We start from the raw sequence: 18,200 nt of genomic DNA on the forward strand, positions 1-18,200 counted from the left end.
CTCCGGTCGAAGGGTCCGGGCGCGGTCGCCGGGACGGGTTCATCGGGGCGCCTCGTTGAAGTCGACGTGGATCCGGCCGTCGCCGTTCGCCGTGTCGATCTCCAGCACGCGGTCGTGGAAGTTCGGGTTCGTGACCCGGATCGCGTGGCGGCCGGGCGTCAACTCGAGGCGCTTGACGGGCGGGCTGACGCCGCGGTCGACGCCGTCCACGTAGACGACGCCCCACGGTTGAATGTGCAGCTTGTACAGATTGCCGTTCGGCGTCACGACGACGCCGGGCAGCGGTGTTGTTGCCGCGCTGGCCGCCGGCGCGGGGTTTTGCGCGGCGGCTGCGGGTGCATCATCCGTGATGAAGGTGCCCGGGGCCACGCCTGGAGCGGACTGGCCCGCGCTGCTGGCCGTCGTGCCGGCCGTCCCGCTGCCTGCCGCGCCGCTCGCAGGATTGGCGCCGGCCGCGGGCGGCGCGCTGGCCGCATCCTGGCCGGCACGCGTGCCGTCGCCTTGCTGCGGCAAGGTCAGCACGATGTGGTCGAACGAGCCGGAGTCGCGCATCTCCGCGAACAGGACGGCGCCGAGCGCGACGACGATGGCGGCGCCGGCCGCGATGGCCCAGCGTTGCCGGCTCGTGAGCGTGACGCGCCGGCGCGGCAGGTCGGCGTCGGGCACGATGGCGTGGGCGTGGGCGTGGGCGTGGGCGTGGGCGGGTGCCGGGCTGGCGGATGCCGGGGCGATGACAGGTGCTGGCTCGGGTGGCGGGACGGCAGCCGTGGCTGGTGCGACGTCGGATGCGGCGTCGAGTGCGCGCTCGTGCTCATGCGCGTTCTCGACCGCGACGTGGCGTGAGAGGTCGGCGGCAGAATCCGTTGCGGCGTCGAGTGCGGGGTCGTGCGCGTATTCGGCCGCGTTGTGGCGTGAGACGTCGGCTGCGGAACCGGTTGCGGCGTCGAGTGCGCGGTCGTGCGCGTGTCCGGCCGCGATGCCACGTGAGAGGTTGGTGGCGAGGTCGGGTGCGGCGGCGTGGGCGCGGTCGTTGGCGGGATCCGGTACGGTGCCGCCTGCGAGATCGTGCGCGACGTCGGCTGCGGCGTCGTGCGTGCGCGTGGGCGCGGCCTCAGGCACGCGATCGGCCGCGAGCCCGGACGTCGCGTCGGGCGCGCCCACGTCGGCCGGCCACGGCGCCAGCGGGTCGTCGGGGAACGCGGCGCCGGCGGGGCGGCCGGGCGGCACGATGCCGAGCAGCCCGCGCAAGTCGTCGATCGTGCGCGGACGGCGCGCCGGGTCGGGGTCCATGCAGCGGTCGACGGCGTTGACGAGCGAGTCGCTGTAGCCTTCCGCGCGGCCCGCGAGCGGGCCCATGGGGGCGAGCTCGCACGTGATGGCGTAGTGGACGACGCGCGCCAGCGCATTGAGGTCGTCGGCTTCGTGTCCATCCGCCGGGCCATCGTCCGACGGGACCAGCAGCGGTTCGCCGTTCTCGTGGAACACGATCGTGTCGGGCGTGATGGCCCGGTGCGGCATGTGCATCGCGTACTGCAGTTCGAGCGACTGCAGCGTCTTGCGGAAGATCTTGCGGCACCAGGCTTCGTTGACCTGCTCGGGACTGTATTCGACGATGTCCCTGACGCTGCGGCCTTCGAGGTGCTGCGGTTCCGGTCCGATGGTAGTAGGGCTGGTCATTGTGCTAAGGCGTGGGCTTGGCAAAATCATGCCAGATTTGCAGCTTGCATGCCTGCGCTCAACTCAACCGTGCGCACCTGTTACAAATGTTACAAAGCGGACCGCCCGTCGTCTCAGTCTTCGATGACGCGCATCTTGAAGTTGCGGCCCTTGATGGTGCCGAACTCGGGTCCCAGCGGATTGCCGCCGTTCAGCCGCGCGAGCGCCTGGCCCACACAAGCGCGGTCGAGCGCGACGTAGCTCATGAATTCAAAGATGTGGATCTTCCCGACTTGTTCCTTCGTCAGGCCCGCATCGCCGGTGAGGGCGCCCAGCAGGTCGCCGGGACGCAGCTTTTCTTTCTTGCCGCCGGCGATGCACAGCGTGACCATCGGCGCCGGTTCGACCGGCTCCGCATCGTCCGCCGCGGCGTCGAGCGCGTGCCACTCGGCCGTGAAGCCCTGCGCTTCCTCGATCAGCCGCACCCAGCGCTTTTCGTTCGGCGCACACAGCGTCAGCGCGACGCCAGCCGCGCCCGCGCGCCCCGTGCGACCCACGCGGTGCACGTGCACTTCCGGGTCCTTCGAGACGTCGACGTTGATGACGGCTTCCAGGCCGGCGATGTCGATGCCGCGCGCGGCCACGTCGGTCGCGACGAGCACGCTGCAACTGCGGTTCGCGAAGCGCACGAGCGTCTCGTCGCGGTCGCGCTGTTCCATCTCGCCGTACAGCGCGAGCGCGGAAAAGCCCATTTCGTGCAACGCGTCGGCCACTTCGCGGCAGCGTGCCTTCGTATTGCAGAACGCGATCGCGGAGCCGGGCCGGTACTGCCGCAGCAACTGCGCGACGGCGTCCACGCGGCCGTCGAAGCCGATTTCGTAGAAGCGCTGTTCGATGCGCGCGGGTGCGTGCACCGTGTCGACCGCGAGCTCGAGCGGATCGCGCAGGAAGCGCGTCGTGGCGGCGCGGATATCGTCGGGATAGGTCGCGGAAAACAGCAGCGTCTGGCGGTGCGCCGGGCATTCGCGGACGATGGCGGCGATCTCGTCATAGAAACCCATGTCCGTCATGCGGTCCGCCTCGTCCAGCACGAGGGTGCGCAGGCGCGCGAGGTCGAGCGTGCGGCGCTGCAGGTGGTCGCGGATGCGGCCCGGCGTGCCGACGACGATGTGCGCCCCGAATTCCAGGGAGGCGATCTGCGGCCGCATGGGGACGCCGCCCGTCAGCACGACGACCTTGACGTTGCCGATGCCGCGCGCCAGCCGGCGCAGCTCGTTCGCGACCTGGTCGGCCAGTTCGCGCGTCGGGCACATCACGAGCCCCTGCACGGCGAACAGCGTCGGATTCAGCTTCAGCAGCATGCCGATGCCGAACGCGGCCGTCTTGCCGCTGCCCGTTTTCGCCTGCACGATCAGGTCACGGCCGGCGAGGGCCTCCGGCAGCGCGGCGGCCTGTACGGGCGTCATCTGTTGATAGCCCAGCTGGGCGAGGTTTGCCAGGAAGGGGGCTGCCAGCGGCAGCGAGGAAAATGCGGTGTCGGACATGTCGTCGGCCGCGCGGCACGCGGCGGTTGGTGCCGCGTCGGCGGCGTTGTCGTTGGCGCGGCGAGCGCGGGGGCCGCTCAGGCCGCCGGCTTCCAGATGGGCAAGCCGGTCAGGTCCAGATCGGGATCGTCGTTCCACACCGGCAGCCCGGTCGCGTCCGTGTGGGCCAGGTCCAGCAACATCAGCTGTTCCTGCTTCGGTGCCGTGCGGCGCACCCGCGGGCGCTTCAGCGCGGCGGCCTCGTCGGCGGGGAGAACCGATGGGACAACGGCGCCATCGTCGTGCGGCGCCGGCTCGAAGCCGGGCAGGTCGAAGGTCGCGTTGTCTTTCTTGTCTCTCATGCGCTGCGCTGGCCCAGAAAACAAAAGCCCGGCTGCAAGAGTCGGGCTTGTTGTTACGGTATTTGGTTGCGGGGACAGGATTTGAACCTGTGACCTTCGGGTTATGAGCCCGACGAGCTGCCAGACTGCTCCACCCCGCGTCTGAGAACGCTATTTTAACCTGATCGGCGCCGGAGCGCAAATCGGGTTTTGCCGGGGCTTGCGCACCCGATCAATCCGTGTGCGCGCAGTACGCGCTCACGCCGCCTGCAAACGCCACAGCGACGTCACTTCCGCCATGCGCGCGGCCGCCAGCGGATCGTCGGAATCGCTGGCCTTCGGATGCGTCGGACGGATGTCGTGACGGCCGGCGACGGCCAGGCCCGCATCCATAATCCAGCCGAGCAATTGATCGCGCGACCGCAAGCCCAGGTGCTCCGCCAGGTCGGACAGGATGAGCCAGCCTTCGCCGCCGGGCCGCAGGTGCCCGGTCAAGCCCGCGAGGAACCCTTTCAGCATGCGGCTGTCCGGATCGTAGACGGCGTATTCGATGGCGGAACTCGGCTTGCCAGGCAGCCACGGCGGATTGCACACGACGAGGTCGGCACGCCCTTCCGGATACAGGTCGGCCTGCACGACTTCGACCTGGCCCGCGAGTCCCAGCCGTTCGACGTTGGCGCGGGCGCAGCCGAGGGCGCGCGCATCCATGTCGGTGGCGAGCACGCCTTGCAGGCCCCGGTGCGCCAGCACGGCCGACAGCACGCCCGTGCCCGTGCCGATGTCGAACGCCAGCTTCGCACCCGCCGGGAGCGGCGCCTGCGCGACGAGCTCCACGTATTCCCCGCGCACGGGCGAGAACACGCCGTACCAGGGGTGCACGCGTTCGTCGAGGGCGGGAATGAATACGCCCTTGCGGCGCCATTCGTGCGCGCCGATGACGCCCAGCAGTTCGCGCAGCGACGCGACGTATGGCTCGGTGCCATGGCCATACGCTTCCGTGCACGCTTCGCGCACGTCGGGCGCGCGCCGCAGCGGGATGCCGTGGTCCGCGTCGAACGGGATCAAGAGCATCGCCAGCGTACGCGCGCGCTGCAGTTGCGCGAGGCGATGGCGGTGGAATTGTTCGGTGAGCGACGCCGCGGGCTTGCCGCCCTTGGCGCGGCGCGCGCGCGGGCCCTTGTGGTCGACGCGACGCACGAGCGCCTGCAGCAGCTGGCGCGCGTTCTGGAAATCGCCGCGCCACAGCAGCGCCGTACCGTCCAGCGCGAGGCGCCAGGCCGCGTCGGCGTTCATCGTGTCGTCGGCGAGCACGACTTTCTTCGGCGCCGGCCAGCCGCTCTCCGAGCGCCAGCGCGCCGAGCGTTCCTCGCCGTGTTCAATCCAGTGGATGCGCGCCGCGCCGTCGGAAGTCGTCATCGCCGTCCCGATCAATGGTGGTGGTGCCAGTGGAGCTCGTTCGATTCGACGAAGGATTTCACGGCATCCGGGTTGCCGGTCGCGTGGCGCTTGATCTCGCCGCATTGGCAGATGCCCTGGTAGGGCTGGATGTGCGAGCAGGCGGACACTTGTTGCAGGGTGACCTTGACCGGCTTGGCGCACTTGGCGCACTTGAAGGTCAGGAAGCGGGCGGGTTTCGACATGATCAGTAAATGAAGATGAAATCAGCAACGCCGTCCCGGAGCATGGCGGCATGCGGCGGGCACGGCAGGACAAGGGAAGGGGCGCATTTTAGCATTGCGCCGTCTAGCATTGCACCGTCACGGCGCTGCTGCCGCCACCGGCGGGCCGCACGAGCACCTTGGTCGCGATCCGTTCCGTCATCTCCTGCACGTGCGAGATGACGCCGACCTTGCGGCCCAGCGATTGCAGCGCATCGAGCGCGTCCATCGCGACGCCCAGCGTGTCGCTGTCGAGGCTGCCAAAGCCTTCGTCGATGAACAGCGATTCGACCTTCACGCGGTTCGACGACAGCGACGCCAGGCCCAGCGCGAGCGCCAGCGAGACGAGAAACGATTCGCCGCCGGACAGCGAATTCACGGAGCGCACTTCGCCGCCCATGTCCTGGTCGCGCACCATCAGCGCCAGCGACGGACCGGCCGTGCTGACGACGCGCTCCAGCCGGTAGCGCCGCGCCAGCTGGCCCAGGTGGTTGTTCGCATAGCCGAGCAGCACGTCGAGCGTGAACTGTTGGGCATAGTTGCGGAATTTCTTGCCGTCGGCCGAGCCGATCAGCTCCGCCAGCTTCGCCCACCGATCCTCGATGGCGCGCTGGCGCTCGATCTCGGCCATCATCGAGCGTGCCCGCTCGCGCCGCTGCTCGTCTTCGCGGATGCGCATGGCGAGGCCTGCGGCCGCTTCCCGCGCGGCGTCGCGTTCGACCTGGGCACGGTGCAGCGCGGCGGCGACGGTGTCGGCGCCGGCGTCTCGCGGCAGCGCTGGCGGGCGGTCGTGGCGAGATGTCGGCGCAGGGACCTGCTCGGCGTCGGAAGCGTCGCCATGCGTGTCCGCATCGGGCGTTTCGGCACCGGCGCCCGCGTCCGCATCCGCATCGGCATCCGCATCAGGCGGCAGCAGGTCCTCGCGCAGCCGCTCATGCTGCTCCCGCTGCGCGCGCCGTTCCCCCGAGATCGCCGTGGCCTGGCGCACGGCGGCATCGAGTTCCTGCAGGACCGTGCGCTCCTGGGCGATCCACGCTGCGCCGACCTGGAGCAGGGCGGCCAGCTGCTGTTCGTTGGCGACGCTTTCCAAAGCCGGGTCGCTGCCGTCGAAATCGTGGATCCACTGCGCGAGGCGTTCGCCCGCGTCGGCCAGTTCGCCCTGCAGGTCGGCGATGCGGGCGGCCGCCTGGGCCTGGGCCGCGCGCGCCCGGGCTTCCGCCTGCGCCGCCCGCAGGCTCGCGGCCTGGCAGCCGTTCACTGCGGCGCGTGCCGACGTCACGGCCGTTGCGAGCGCTTGTTCGACGTCGCGCACCGCACGACCTTCGAACAGGCCGGCGCGTTCGGCACGGTGGGCGAGCAGTTCGGTATCCATGCGGGCAAACTCGGCATCGGCATCGGCGCGGCGCCGGGCCGCCTGCTCGACACGCGCCGCCAGCGCGCCATGTTCGGCCTCGAGCGTGCCGATGGCGCCATGCAGCCGTTGCTGGCGCGCGGCCTGCTCGTTCCATTCGCGGGCTTCGTGTGCGCGTGCGGTGCGCCAGCCGGCAGGATCGCGTTGCCAGCGGTCTTGCCAGCCGTCGCCGCACGCGGTCGCCAGCACCGGGTCGAGCTCGGCCAACAGCGCCGCCAGCGCGGCAGCGGCCGCCTCGCGCCGTGCCGCGAGTGCCGCGATGTCGGCGTCGAGCCGGGCCAGCGTGCCCCGGGCGGTCTGCGCCGCGGCCAGCAGGCGCGCGTGGTCGGCATTGGCCTGATCCCACGCTTGCTGCGCGACGTCGCGCGCGAGCACGGCGCGGCGCAGGCCGGTGTCGCGTGTTTCCAGGTCGTCATAAGCGGCGCGCAGCGCGGCCAGTTCGGCGGACAGCCACCGTCCACGTGCGTCGTGGTCATCGTCGCCGTCGGGTGCTGTGGCCGCGAGCGGATTGTCGGCCCATTCCGCGTCCAGCTGCGCGAGGGCGGCAGAGAGGCCGTCGCGCTCGCGCGCCAGCGCCGCCAGCCGTTCGCCTGCCGCCTCGAACGCGGCGCGCTGGTCGGCCTGCAAGTCGACGTTGGCGCGTTGTTCGGTGCGGCGCGCCGCGAGCTCGGCGGACAGGTTGTCCAGCACGGCGTGCAGCCGGTCGTCCTGGTGCCGGTAAGGATGTTCCGTGCCGCCGCACACGGGGCAAGGATCGCCGTCGACGAGCGTCGCGCGCAGTTTCTCGACGCCGTCGGCGCACGCGAGTTGCGCCGACTTCAGCATGCGCTCGGCCTGGCCCACGGCGGCATCGAGCGCGACGCCCGCGGCGCGTGCCGCATCGAGGCCTTCCTGGGCCGCGGCGCGCGCCTGCGTGGCCTGGGCGGCCTGCGCATCCACGTCGGCGAGGCGGCTGCGGTGCGTGCGCGTCGCCTGCCACGTGTGGTCGAGCGAGGCGAGATGCTCGCGCCGCTGGTCGAGCGTGCGCCGTTCCGTGCGCAGCGCGTCGGCGTCGATGCCGTCCAGCGCAGCCGCGGCCTCCCTGCGCGCGGCATCGCGCACGTCCAGCAATTCGACGGATGCCGCCAGCGCATGCGCCGTCCGCTGCGCCGCGCCGGCCGCCTGTTCCGCGCCGGCCTTCGCGGTGTCGAGGGCTTGCGCGCTGGCCGCATCCTGCTGCGCCGCCTGCTCGGCCTGGGCGAGACGCTGGTCCCAGCGGGTCCATTGCGTGGCAAGTGGTTCGCGCGCGCCGTGCGCGGCGAGCCATGTGCCCGTGTCGTGCAGGGTACGCCGGCTGGCGTCCAGTTCCGCCGTCTTTGCTTGCAGGGCTGCCTGCGCCTGCGCCGCTTCCGTGCGCGCGTCGTCCGCCGCAGCGCGCGCCTTCGCGTGGGCGGGCGCCAGCGCGTCCAGCGTGGCGTCGAGGGCTTTGGCGCGGTCCAGTTGCGGGGCGGCGGCGCGCTGCGCGTCTTCCGCCGCGTCCAGCTTGCACTCGGCATCCATCAGGCCCTGCGCCGCCTGCCGCTGCGCGTCGAGGGCGCGGGCGAGATCGTGTTCGCCGGCCGCCAGCTGCGTCTGCACCTGGCGCTGCTCGCCGGCCAGGCGGCTCAGGTCGCCCACGAGGGCGCGCGCCGGCTGCACGGCGTCCAGGGTGGCCAGGCGGCGGCGCCGGTCGGCGGCCGAATCGGCCGCGGTGCGCGCCTGCGCAAGTGCGCCGTCGGCCTGGGTTTCGGCCGCTAGCAGGCGCTCCAGCTCCTGGTGCCAGCGCAATTGCCGTTCGAGCCCGGCCTGGCGCGTTTCGGCTGCTACGAGCGTCGCTTGCGCGGCGGCGTGGTCGGCGTCGAGCGCGGCCCGAGCGTCCGGGCCGAGCGGCGCCTGGTCCTGCAGGCGCTCGGTCAGGCGGCGCATGGCTTCCTGCTCCACGCGCCAGCGTTCGTAGGCGCGACGCGAGATGTCGCTGTAGACGGCGCTCCCCGTCAGCGTTTCGAGCAGCTCGCCGCGCTCGTTCTCGTCCGTGCGGAGGAATGCCGAGAATTCGTTTTGCGCCAGCAGCACGGAGCGCGTGAACTGTTCGAACGACAGGCCGATGCGGCGCTCGATCTCGGCCAGCACTTCCGTCTTGGTGCCGCCCAGCGCTTGGAGGCCGGGCAGTTGCTGCAGGCTCATCGTGGACGGCTGCAGCGCGCCCGCCGCGCGGTTGCGCGAGCGGCGCACGCTCCAGCGCGCGCGGTAGCGCTGCGCGTCGTTGCCGACGAAGTCGACCTCGGCGAACGCGTCCGCCGTGCCGCGCCGCATCAGCGTGCGGCGGTCGGCGACGGACAATGTTTCGTCGCCCACGTCCGGCAGGTAGTTGCCCACCCGCGGACCCTTGATGAGGCGTGGCGTCGCGTCGTACAGGGCGAGGCACAGCGCGTCGAGCAAGGTGCTCTTGCCCGCGCCGGTGGGCCCGCTGATCGCGAACAGGCCGGCCGCCGCCAGCGGTTCGCTTTCGAAGTCGACTTCGAAGTCGCCGGCGAGCGACGCCAGGTTCTTGCCGCCGATGCGCAGGATCTTCATGCGGCCTCCCGCTTGCTGCCGGCGGCGTCCGTCGGCAGCAGCAGTTCGGCGAACGCGGCCAACTGGTCGTCGGGCGCATCCTCGCCGAAGCGTTGCTGCCACAGGCGGCGGAAGATGTCGTCAGGCTGCAGTTGCGCGAGCTGGTCGAGGCTCAGCGCGGGTTCCGCACCGGCCGTCGTGACGACACGGCGCGTCGGTTCGATCTTCGCCAGACGCACGGGCTTGCCTTCCAGCGCCGCCTCGACCTGGGCGCGCAGGCCCGGCTCCGGCGCGTCGAGCAGCACGCGCACTTCCAGGTAAGGCCAGGCGTCGCGTGGCAGGTCGGGCAGGTCGAGGCCGACCAGTTCCGCGATCGCCTGCTTGACGGGCGCCGGCCGCGCCGGCACGCGCAGCAGCTCGACGGCGCGCGGCACGTGGATGGGCTCGATGGTGGCGGCGCGCGGGCCGTCCAGGTCGATGCGCAGCACCTGGTGCCGGTAGCCGACCTCGGCGAACGACAACGGCAGCGGGCTGCCGCAATAGCGCAGGTGGTCCTGCTGGCCCACGCGCTGCGCGAGGTGCAGGTGGCCCAGCGCCGCATAGGCGACGTCCGGCCCGAACATCGACGCGGGCAGCGCTTCAGTGCCGCCGATGACGATGCGCCGTTCGGAGTCGGGCGACGCGTCGCCGCCGACCATGTGGCAATGGCCCATCGCGACGATCGCCTGGCCGTCCGTCGCCCGCGCGCGCGCCAGCTCGTACGCCTGCTGGTACAGGCTGCGGATGCCTGCGAGGTAGGCGTCGAACGCGTCGTTCGGGGTGCCGTCGGCGGACGGCGGCGCCACGCGCGGCACGTCGCCGGGGCGCAGGAACGGGATCGCCACGCACCAGGCCCGCACCGCGCCGTCCTTGCCGGTCAGCGGCACGAGGAAGCGCTCGACGTCGATGTTGCCGGCCGCATCGCGCACGGCGTGGCCGACGACGCGCGTCCCATGCGCTTCCAGCAGCGGGCCCGGCGCCTCGAGCCGCCCCGGAGAATCATGGTTGCCGGCGATGACGACGATGTCGAGCTGCGGCGCGCGCGCCCGCGCCTGCTGCAGGAAGCGGTACAGCTGGCGTTGCGCGGTGGCGGACGGGTTCGCATTGTCGAACACGTCGCCGGCGATCAGCAGGGCGTCCGCTTCCTCGGCGACGATCGTGTCGAGCAGCCAGTCGAGGAAGCACTGGTGCTCGTAGGTCCGGTCGAAATTGTGCAGGGTCTGGCCGAGATGCCAGTCTGATGTGTGCAGCAGCCGCATGGTCGTTAGAAAGTCAGTAACGGTGGTTGAGCCAGGGCGCCAACTATAGCGCAGACGGCGCAGTACTGTAAAAAAAACCAGTACTTTTTCGTGTCGACTTATACAAATGTTGATCGGATGTCACTAGAATGTGCGGATGAGCGAACCAATCTTGACTCCCGCTGTCGCGCGTTCCCTGCATCTCGCCGCGCAGGGCATGCTGCAGGCCAGGCGCGCCCGCGCCACGAAGGACGACGTGCTGGCCGCCATCCGCCGCATGGGCGTGCTGCAGATCGACACGATCAGCGTCGTGGCGCGCAGTCCCTATCTCGTGCTGTGGAGCCGCCTGGGCGACTACGACCCCGACTGGCTCGATCAGCTGCTGGCCGAGGGCCGGCTGTTCGAGTACTGGGCCCACGAGGCGTGCTTCATCCCCATCGAGGACTACGGTCTGTACCGGCACCGGATGGTCGATCCGGGCTCGCTCGGCTGGAAGTACGCGGGGACGTGGCTCGCGTCGCACCGCGAGGAGGTCGAGCGCGTGCTGGCCCATATCCGCGCCAACGGTCCGGCCCGCTCGGCCGACTTCGAACGCGCCGACGGCAAGGCGGGCGGCTGGTGGGAATGGAAGCCGGAAAAGCGCGCGCTCGAAGTCCTGTTCACGACGGGGCAGCTGATGATCGCGCGGCGCCAGCAGTTCCACCGCGTGTACGACCTGGCCGAGCGTGTGCTGCCGGGCTGGGACGACGCACGCATGCCGTCCGTCGCTGCGACCCGGCAGCGGTTCGTGCTGGACGCCGTGCGTGCGCTGGGCGTGGCGAAGGCTGCCTGGATTCCCGACTACCACCGCACGAAGCCGCCGCACCTCGACCCGCAGTCGCTGGCAGACGAGGGCCTGCTGCTGCGCGCCCGCGTCGAGGGGTGGAAGGAACCCGTGTACGTGCACGCGGACCATGCGGACCTGCTCGCCCAGGCCGTACGTGGCGCCTTGCAGGCCACGCTGACGAGCGTGCTGTCGCCGTTCGACCCGGTCGTTTGGGACCGTCGCCGGGCGCTCGACCTGTTCGGCTTCGACTACCGCCTGGAGTGCTACACGCCGGCCGAGAAACGCCGCTACGGCTATTTCACGTTGCCGCTGCTGCGCCGCGGGGCGCTGGTCGGGCGCGTCGACGCGAAGGCCCACCGCAAGACGGGCGTGTTCGAGCTGAAGTCGCTCGTGCTGGAGCCCGGTGTGCGCGTCAGCGAGCGCCTCGTGCGCGACCTGGCCGGCGCGTTCGGCCGCTGCGCGCGCTGGCATGGCTGCGGGCAGGTCGTGCTGGCCCATGCCGAGCCGGCCGCGCTCGCCATGCCGCTGGCTGCGGCGCTGGGCGACCCCTGGGCCGCCGCTGCTTGAGCCGGGGCCCTTTGTGATAAATCAAACGCGCATCCGGCCCGCCTCCTTACACTAGACCTTCCTTCAGGCCGACGACAACCAAAAGGGCGCACGACGCCCGAGACAACCAGGCCTGTCAACGACGCTCCCACCGGATCCTGCATCGCGCCGCGCATGGCTTGCGGCGGGGTGCTGTCCGGCGGTGCGGATAATAGTGGAGACCGAATGCTGACATCGACTTATACCCTCGTCGCGTTGTCCGTCGAACAGACCACGGTGCGCGCCGCCCTGCAGTCGCTGCTCGACGAGCTGCGCGCGCTGCCGGCCGACTTCAGCACGCTCGCCGCCGGCCGGGCGGCCCAGTTGTGCGCGGCGCTGCGCCAGACCTACGACAACTGCCATTGGCGCAAGCTCGACAAATTCCTCGTGCCCGCGCTGCGTCGCAGTACCGCGGCCGCCGACGGCCTGCTGGCCGACCTCGAGCGGCTCAGCGGGCAGGCCGCCCTGGCGATGGGCGCGGCCGAAGCTTGCGTCGGCCCGGCCGGCCATCCAGTGCCGCGCGATGCGTTCTGCGATGCCGTCGAATCGTGCGTCGGTGCGCTGCGCCGCCGCCTGGAGCGCGAGGAACACGAGCTGTTCCCGCTGGCCCGCGCGGCCGTCGGCGGCGATGCGTGGTTCGCGATCGCCAACCAGATGCTCGCCCACGACGCGCACGCGCAGGAACACCGCGGCGATGCGCGCCTTGCCCGGCGCGGGCTGGCCGCGCCGGGCCGCGACACGCGCGGGCGCGACCCGCTGCAGCCGGAGTTCGGGCGGCGGCATGCGGCACTCATCGCCGCCCACTGATTTTCGCTCGCCGTTCATCGGACAGCGACGAACATGTTGCTCGCACGCGCAGGGCTGGCGTTACGGGGCCATCAGGGTTCTTTTGCTATGATGGCGATTTTGGAAGTGCGATTTCATCATGTTCGAGTTCCTATTCAAGCGGCCGGGCGACAAGCCCGGCGACAAGCCGGCCGGGCAGGGCGCACGAGGGGGCGCACAGGCGGAACCATCCGCGCCCGCCGCACAGTCGTCCAATCAGCAACGTGCGGTCCAGGCTGACAAACTCGGCCGGATCGGCGCCGATGAAGCGGCCGCCGTGGAATTCATTCTCCAATGCGAATTTTCCGAACTGCGGCTGTCTGCCGCCGAGTTCGTCCATAGCCCCGAGCAGCTCGAGCGCGTCCATGCCGCGATGCGCAACACCGACCGCCGCGTCGCCAAGCTGATGCAATCCCGCCTCGACGCGCACCGCCACCGCGAAGCCGAGCACCGGCGCGCGCAGGCCGCCGTCGAGCAGGCCGAGTCCCTTCTCAAGGAGACATTGCTGACCCCGAACCATGTGGCCGACCTCGACCGCAAATGGTCCGTGATCGTCGCGCCCGAGCTCGACGCGGCATTCGAGACCGCGCGCGCTGCGCTGGCCCGGCGCCTGGAAACGCAGGTGGCCCTGCAGCGCGCCATGATCGACCGCGTGGCCGCGCTGCGCCAGCTGGGCGGGGCCGGGCTGCCGGCCGCCGAACTGGCCCAGCGCGTCGATGCGCTGGCGCAGGAACAGGACGACGCCCTGCTGGCACCCGAGCATCCGTCGCTGCCGCGCGCCCTCGTGGCCGAGTTCGCGGCCGAGATGCAGACGCTGCGCGCACGGCTGCAGACGGCGGAAGCGGGCCAGGCCGCGCTGGGCGCACGCAGCGCGTTCCTCGACGCGCAAGCGGCCAAGGCGCCCGCCGAGCTGCATGCGGACGCGCTGCGGCGCGAGTGGAAGGCGCTCCCGCCGCTGCCCGCGGACGAGCAGGGCGCCGAACTGCAGCGCCGCTTCGATGCCTTGCTGGCCACGTTGCCGCAGCCCGAGCCGCGCAAGACCAGGGAGCCGAAGCCGGCGCATGACGCTGCCCACGGCGCCAAGCCGGCCGCCAAGAACGGCAAGGACGGCAAGGACGGCCAGGACGCGAAGGAGACCAAGACACGCGGCGCCGACCAGCATTTCATCGACACGATGGACGCGATGGAAGCGGCGCTGCAACAAGGATCGCTGGGCGCGGCCGCCGAGCACGACAAGACGCTGAAGGAAGCACGCGAAAAGGGCATGCGCCTCGCGCCGGCCCAGTCCGACCGCCTGGCCCATTTACGCGCCGAGCTCAAGCGCCTGTCCGACTGGGCGCGCTGGGGCGGCAACGTGTCGCGCGAGGAACTCATCAAGACGGTCGAAGCCTTGCCCACACAAAACCTGGCGATGAGCGAGCTGGCCAAGAAAGTGGGCAGCATGCGCGACCGCTGGAAGGCGCTCGACAGCCTGTCCGGCGCCGCGCCGAAAAGCCTGTGGGAGCGTTTCGATGCCGCGTGCACGGCCGCGTACGCGCCGGCCGCCGCCCACTTCCGTCACCTGGCCGACGAGCGCCATGCGAACGCGGCGCGGGGCCAGGCGCTCGTCGACGAAGCCCAGGCCGAGATCGCGCGTCTGCGCGACGGCAGCGCCGACTGGAAGCACGTGGCGGGCACGGTGCAGCGCCTGCGTCTCGCGTGGAGCCACCTGGGCGCCATCGACCGCAAGGACAAGAAGCGTCTGGACGCCCTGTTCACGGACGCACTGAACACCTTGCAGGGCCCGCTGGAGCAACAGCGCAAGGGCGAAATGGCCGAGCGCGAAGCCATCATCGAGGCAGCGGCCGCCATCGATCCGCACGACCGCCATGCGATCGACGCGATGCGCGCGCTGCAGCAGCGCTGGCAGGACCACGCCCGCGCACTGCCGCTGGAACGCAAGAGCGAGCAGGCGTTGTGGCAGCGCTTCCGCGCCGTGTGCGACGACGTGTTCCAGCGCCGCAAGGAAACGATGCACGAGGCCGACATCGAGCGCCGCGTCCACGAGGCCGCCAAGGAAGCCATCAGCGCCCGCCTGGAAGCGGCTGCCGCCGACGTGACGCCGGCCACCGCCGGCAAGATCTTGCGCGAGGCGCAGGCCGAGTGGCAGGCGATCGGCCCCGTGCCGCGCGCGCACGAAGCCCGCGTCGAGAAACGCTACCACGCGGCCGTCGCGCTGGTGCAGCAGCATGCCGACCAGGCGCGCCGCGCCGCGGGCGTCGCCCAGGCCGGCATGCTGCGCGACAAGCTGCGCCTCGTGCAGGAACTGGAAGAGGCCGTGGCGTCGTCCGGCGCCGCCGATGTCGACTGGGACGCGCGCTGGACCGCGCTGCCGCCGCTGGATGCCGACATGGAGCGCACGCTGCGCACCCGTTTCGACGGGGCGCTCGTCGCATTGCGCGGCAGCCCGGACGCGCGCGCCGCGTACGCACGCCAGCTGGAAGACAACCGTGCCAGGCTGCTGCACGAATTGCTGCGCCAGGAGATCGGGGCGGGCATCGACAGCGGTCCGGAATTCGCGCGCGACCGGCTGAAGCTGCAGGTCGAAGTGCTGCAATCGTCGTTGAAGTCCGGCCACGGCGGCCGCGGCGCCCAGGACGGTGCGACGGCCCGGCTGCGCGACCTGTGCGCGCTGCCTGCGCTCGTCGACGCGCGCACGGCATCGCGGATCGAGCAGCTCGCGCTGCGCGTGGCCAAGGAGGGCAAGTGAACAAGGGCACGACCGACGTCCGCGTCCAGAGCGGCGATTTCGACCTCAGCACCGAGGTCGCGCGGCTGCGCGCGGGCGACGCGCGCGTGGGAGCCGTCGTCAGCTTCGTCGGCACGGTGCGCGACATGAACGACGGCGCGAACGTCGCCGAGCTGGAGCTGGAGCATTATCCGGGCATGACGGAGCGCGCGCTGCATGACATCGTCGAACAGGCGCGGGCGCGCTGGCCGCTGTACGGCGTCCTTGTCATCCACCGCATCGGGCCGATGCAGCCGCTGGACCAGATCGTCCTCGTCGCCTGCACGGCGGCGCACCGGGGCGAAGCGTTTGCCGCGTGCGAATTCATCATGGACTACCTCAAGACCGACGCCCCGTTCTGGAAGAAGGAACAGACGCCGGATGGGGCGCGCTGGGTCGACGCGCGCGTGACGGACGACGCGGCCCGGGCCAAGTGGGCCAGCCGCTGAGCTGGATCGCCGTCGCCATCGGCGCCGTACTGGGCGCCTGGCTGCGTTGGGGCTTGACCATCTTCCTCTCCCAGTTGCACGCGCACATCCAGCTGGGCACGCTCGTCGCCAACCTCCTCGGCGGCTACCTGATCGGCCTGGCGCTGGGGTTCTTCGACACGGCGCCGGCGCTGTCGCCCGCGTGGCGGCTGTTCGTCATCACGGGCTTCCTTGGCGGCCTGACGACGTTTTCCAGTTTTTCCGGCGAGTCGATGGTGCTCATGCAGCGTGGCCACTACGGCTGGGCGCTGGCGCATGCGGCGGTGCACTTGCTGGGCTCGGTCGGCTGCTGCGTCGCGGGTTATGCGACGTGGCGTGCCATTGCGTGATACCTGGCCGTCGTTCGCTTGCGCGCAAGGTGTTGGCGTTGCAGTCTGGCACAGTCCTAATTTTCATTGATCGGAGAACGCCATGACCCAGCAACAGTCCGCACGCCCGAGCCCCGCCTTCGTCGGTGCTTCCTGGAGCGCCATGATCGTCGGCATCCTCGCCTACCTCGCCGGCTTGTGGAATGCCTCGATGCAGCTCAACGAAAAAGGCTATTACTTGACCATCCTGCTGTACGGCTGCTTCGCCGCCGTGTCGCTGCAAAAAACCCTGCGCGACCGCGCCGAAAACCTGCCGGTGACCGGGTTGTACGTCGGCCTGTGCTGGACCTCGCTGAGCGCCGCGCTCGGCCTGCTGACGGTCGGGCTGTGGAATGCCGCGCTGATGCCCAGCGAAAAAGGCTTTTATGCGATGTCGTACGTGCTGACCTTGTTCGCCATCGTGGCCGTGCAGAAGAACGTGCGCGACCTGGCGGCGGCGAATGCCGCCCCCGTGGCGTCGCAGGCCTGACGCACGCCCGTCACGGCGGGCGCGGCGGCTCGCGGCGCGCGGGCAGGTCGGCCAGCCTTGTGTCGGCGGGCACCGACGCCATCCAGCGGTGCTTGGGCTGCCCGACGCGCTGCGCGCGATAAATGCCCGTGTGGCCGGAAAACAGATAGGCCAGCACGCATCCGACGGCCGCGTATACACCCGCTTCCGCGCCGAACAGCTCGATGGCCATCAACGTCGACGCGATCGGCGTGTTGGCGGCGCCGGCGAACACGGCCACGAAGCCGACGCCCGCCAACAAGGCAAACGGCAGGTGCAGCAGCGGTGCCAGCGCATTGCCCAACGTGGCGCCGATGTAGAACAGCGGCGTCACCTCGCCGCCCTTGAAGCCGCTGCCCAGCGACGCGATCGTGAACGCCATCTTGCCTGCGAAATCCCACGGGGCCAGCGGCTGCGCGAATGCGGCCTGGATCGTGGGGATGCCCAGGCCGATGTAGCGGTCCGCGTCCAGCGCCAGCACGGCGGCCGCGACGACGATGCCGCCCAGCAGCGGGCGCAGCGGGCCGTACGTCACGCGCCGCTTCATCCAGGCCGACAGCGCGTGCGTGCAATCCGCGAACAGCTTGCCGGCCAGGCCGAACAGGGCGCCGGCGAGCGCGACGGCGATCAGCGGCCATGCGGCCAGCGCGGGCACCGCGCCGATCGCGTAGTGCGTGTGGTGGATGCCCAGCGCGTGGCTCCACAGGAGGCAGACCTGGTCGCCGGCGATGGCGGCCGCGAGGCAGGCGAGCAGGGCGTCGTAGCGCAGGCGGCCGATCGCGAGCACTTCGAGGCCGAAGATGGCCCCGGCCAGCGGCGTGCCGAACACGGACGCGAAACCGGCGCTGATGCCCGCCATCAGCACGATGCGCCGGTCTTCGTGTTTCAACTTGAACACGTGCGTGAGCTGGTCGGCGAGGGCGCCGCCCATCTGCACGGCCGTTCCTTCGCGTCCCACCGAGGCACCGAACAGGTGCGAGATCACCGTGCCGCCGAGCACGAGCGGCGCCATCCGCAGCGGGATCACTTTTTTCGGGTCATGGATCTCGTCGATCAGGAGGTTGTTGCCGGCCTCGACCGAACTACCGAAGCGCAGGTACAGCCAGCCGACGGCGAATCCGGCCAGCGGCAGCAGGGCGATGAGCCAGCGGTGGGCGATGCGTGTGCCCGTCGCCACGTCGAGGGCAAATAAAAAGACGGCCGAGGCGGTGCCGGACAGCAGCCCGACGGCAAGGGCGAGCAGCAGCCATTTCGCCATTGTGGGGAGCAGGCGCAGCTGTTCGTCGAAGTGTCTGGAGAGGAAAGAAAGGCCCATGCCGGGCATTGTAGCGCAGCAACTTTAAACGTTTGCCTGTCGTGTGTTCACATCTTGAAAAGTCGCTACGCCATCCCTAACTGGGTGTCAATCCGAAATCCA

14 protein-coding genes and 1 tRNA gene are annotated in these 18,200 nt (G+C 70.6%); 6 read left to right on the forward strand and 9 right to left on the reverse strand.

The genetic code is table 11. The features are described from left to right. Window positions 1-39: 39 nt before the first annotated feature. The 8 genes from HAV22_RS10825 to HAV22_RS10860 form a co-directional block, all read right to left on the reverse strand. Window positions 40-1,677, reverse strand: coding sequence for a serine/threonine-protein kinase (locus HAV22_RS10825; protein ID WP_166859080.1), 1,638 nt, complete (start codon window positions 1,675-1,677; stop codon window positions 40-42). 113 nt (window positions 1,678-1,790) lie between these two features. Further along, window positions 1,791-3,200, reverse strand: a complete 1,410-nt coding sequence (gene dbpA, locus HAV22_RS10830; RefSeq protein WP_166859081.1) for an ATP-dependent RNA helicase DbpA — start codon at window positions 3,198-3,200, stop codon at window positions 1,791-1,793. A 77-nt stretch (window positions 3,201-3,277) separates the two neighbouring features. Then, on the reverse strand, window positions 3,278-3,541 hold the full coding sequence (locus HAV22_RS10835; RefSeq protein WP_166859082.1) for a hypothetical protein: 264 nt from the start codon (window positions 3,539-3,541) through the stop codon (window positions 3,278-3,280). 63 nt (window positions 3,542-3,604) lie between these two features. Next, a tRNA-Met gene (locus HAV22_RS10840) sits at window positions 3,605-3,681 on the reverse strand. A 97-nt stretch (window positions 3,682-3,778) separates the two neighbouring features. After that, a complete protein-coding gene (locus HAV22_RS10845; RefSeq protein ID WP_166859083.1) occupies window positions 3,779-4,936 on the reverse strand; it encodes a methyltransferase in 1,158 nt (385 codons plus the stop codon). Between the two features lie 11 nt (window positions 4,937-4,947). Next, complete coding sequence (locus tag HAV22_RS10850) at window positions 4,948-5,160, reverse strand: hypothetical protein (protein WP_166859084.1); 213 nt, start codon at window positions 5,158-5,160, stop codon at window positions 4,948-4,950. A 103-nt stretch (window positions 5,161-5,263) separates the two neighbouring features. Next, the gene (locus HAV22_RS10855) at window positions 5,264-9,181 is read right to left on the reverse strand and encodes an AAA family ATPase (protein ID WP_166859085.1); all 3,918 of its coding nucleotides are present in this window, start codon (window positions 9,179-9,181) and stop codon (window positions 5,264-5,266) included. Continuing rightward, complete coding sequence (locus tag HAV22_RS10860) at window positions 9,178-10,458, reverse strand: exonuclease SbcCD subunit D C-terminal domain-containing protein (protein ID WP_166859086.1); 1,281 nt, start codon at window positions 10,456-10,458, stop codon at window positions 9,178-9,180. Before HAV22_RS10860 ends, HAV22_RS10855 begins: the two co-directional genes overlap by 4 nt. A gap of 136 nt (window positions 10,459-10,594) precedes the next feature. On the opposite strand from HAV22_RS10860, the gene HAV22_RS10865 reads away from it, so the two are divergent. The 6 genes from HAV22_RS10865 (at window position 10,595) to yiaA (ending at window position 16,765) form a co-directional block, all read left to right on the forward strand. Beyond that, entirely contained in the window at window positions 10,595-11,830 is a 1,236-nt protein-coding gene (locus HAV22_RS10865) for a winged helix-turn-helix domain-containing protein (protein WP_166859087.1), read from the forward strand. A 204-nt stretch (window positions 11,831-12,034) separates the two neighbouring features. Next, entirely contained in the window at window positions 12,035-12,655 is a 621-nt protein-coding gene (locus HAV22_RS10870; RefSeq protein WP_166859088.1) for a hemerythrin domain-containing protein, read from the forward strand. Window positions 12,656-12,773: 118 nt separating this feature from the next. Continuing rightward, window positions 12,774-15,422: a DUF349 domain-containing protein gene (locus tag HAV22_RS10875; RefSeq protein WP_166859089.1), complete on the forward strand. Its 2,649-nt coding sequence runs from the start codon at window positions 12,774-12,776 to the stop codon at window positions 15,420-15,422. After that, on the forward strand, window positions 15,419-15,889 hold the full coding sequence (gene moaE / locus HAV22_RS10880) for a molybdopterin synthase catalytic subunit MoaE (protein ID WP_166859090.1): 471 nt from the start codon (window positions 15,419-15,421) through the stop codon (window positions 15,887-15,889). The genes HAV22_RS10875 and moaE overlap by 4 nt, the downstream gene beginning before the upstream one ends. Continuing rightward, window positions 15,874-16,257 (forward strand): fluoride efflux transporter CrcB, encoded by a 384-nt coding sequence (gene crcB / locus HAV22_RS10885; protein ID WP_371869605.1) that lies wholly within the window; start codon window positions 15,874-15,876, stop codon window positions 16,255-16,257. Before moaE ends, crcB begins: the two co-directional genes overlap by 16 nt. Before the next feature lie 82 nt (window positions 16,258-16,339). Further along, window positions 16,340-16,765, forward strand: a complete 426-nt coding sequence (yiaA, locus tag HAV22_RS10890; protein WP_166859091.1) for an inner membrane protein YiaA — start codon at window positions 16,340-16,342, stop codon at window positions 16,763-16,765. 10 nt (window positions 16,766-16,775) lie between these two features. On the opposite strand, the gene HAV22_RS10895 is transcribed toward yiaA, so the two are convergent. Further along, on the reverse strand, window positions 16,776-18,098 hold the full coding sequence (locus HAV22_RS10895; protein ID WP_166859092.1) for a voltage-gated chloride channel family protein: 1,323 nt from the start codon (window positions 18,096-18,098) through the stop codon (window positions 16,776-16,778). Between the last annotated feature and the right edge of the window lie 102 nt (window positions 18,099-18,200).

The organism is Telluria antibiotica (assembly GCF_011682055.1).
Classification (GTDB): Bacteria; Pseudomonadota; Gammaproteobacteria; order Burkholderiales; family Burkholderiaceae_D; genus Telluria; species Telluria antibiotica.

Excerpts from the sequence above, each read along its gene's own strand:
- yiaA (WP_166859091.1), top strand. The coding sequence starts at position 16,340 with ATGACCCAGCAACAGTCCGCACGCCCGAGCCCCGCCTTCGTCGGTGCT.
- HAV22_RS10845 (WP_166859083.1), bottom strand. The coding sequence starts at position 4,936 with ATGACGACTTCCGACGGCGCGGCGCGCATCCACTGGATTGAACACGGC.
- HAV22_RS10875 (WP_166859089.1), top strand. The coding sequence starts at position 12,774 with ATGTTCGAGTTCCTATTCAAGCGGCCGGGCGACAAGCCCGGCGACAAG.
- HAV22_RS10895 (WP_166859092.1), bottom strand. The coding sequence starts at position 18,098 with ATGGGCCTTTCTTTCCTCTCCAGACACTTCGACGAACAGCTGCGCCTG.
- HAV22_RS10870 (WP_166859088.1), top strand. The coding sequence starts at position 12,035 with ATGCTGACATCGACTTATACCCTCGTCGCGTTGTCCGTCGAACAGACC.
- HAV22_RS10855 (WP_166859085.1), bottom strand. The coding sequence starts at position 9,181 with ATGAAGATCCTGCGCATCGGCGGCAAGAACCTGGCGTCGCTCGCCGGC.
- HAV22_RS10860 (WP_166859086.1), bottom strand. The coding sequence starts at position 10,458 with ATGCGGCTGCTGCACACATCAGACTGGCATCTCGGCCAGACCCTGCAC.
- HAV22_RS10850 (WP_166859084.1), bottom strand. The coding sequence starts at position 5,160 with ATGTCGAAACCCGCCCGCTTCCTGACCTTCAAGTGCGCCAAGTGCGCC.
- HAV22_RS10835 (WP_166859082.1), bottom strand. The coding sequence starts at position 3,541 with ATGAGAGACAAGAAAGACAACGCGACCTTCGACCTGCCCGGCTTCGAG.
- dbpA (WP_166859081.1), bottom strand. The coding sequence starts at position 3,200 with ATGTCCGACACCGCATTTTCCTCGCTGCCGCTGGCAGCCCCCTTCCTG.
- HAV22_RS10865 (WP_166859087.1), top strand. The coding sequence starts at position 10,595 with ATGAGCGAACCAATCTTGACTCCCGCTGTCGCGCGTTCCCTGCATCTC.
- HAV22_RS10825 (WP_166859080.1), bottom strand. The coding sequence starts at position 1,677 with ATGACCAGCCCTACTACCATCGGACCGGAACCGCAGCACCTCGAAGGC.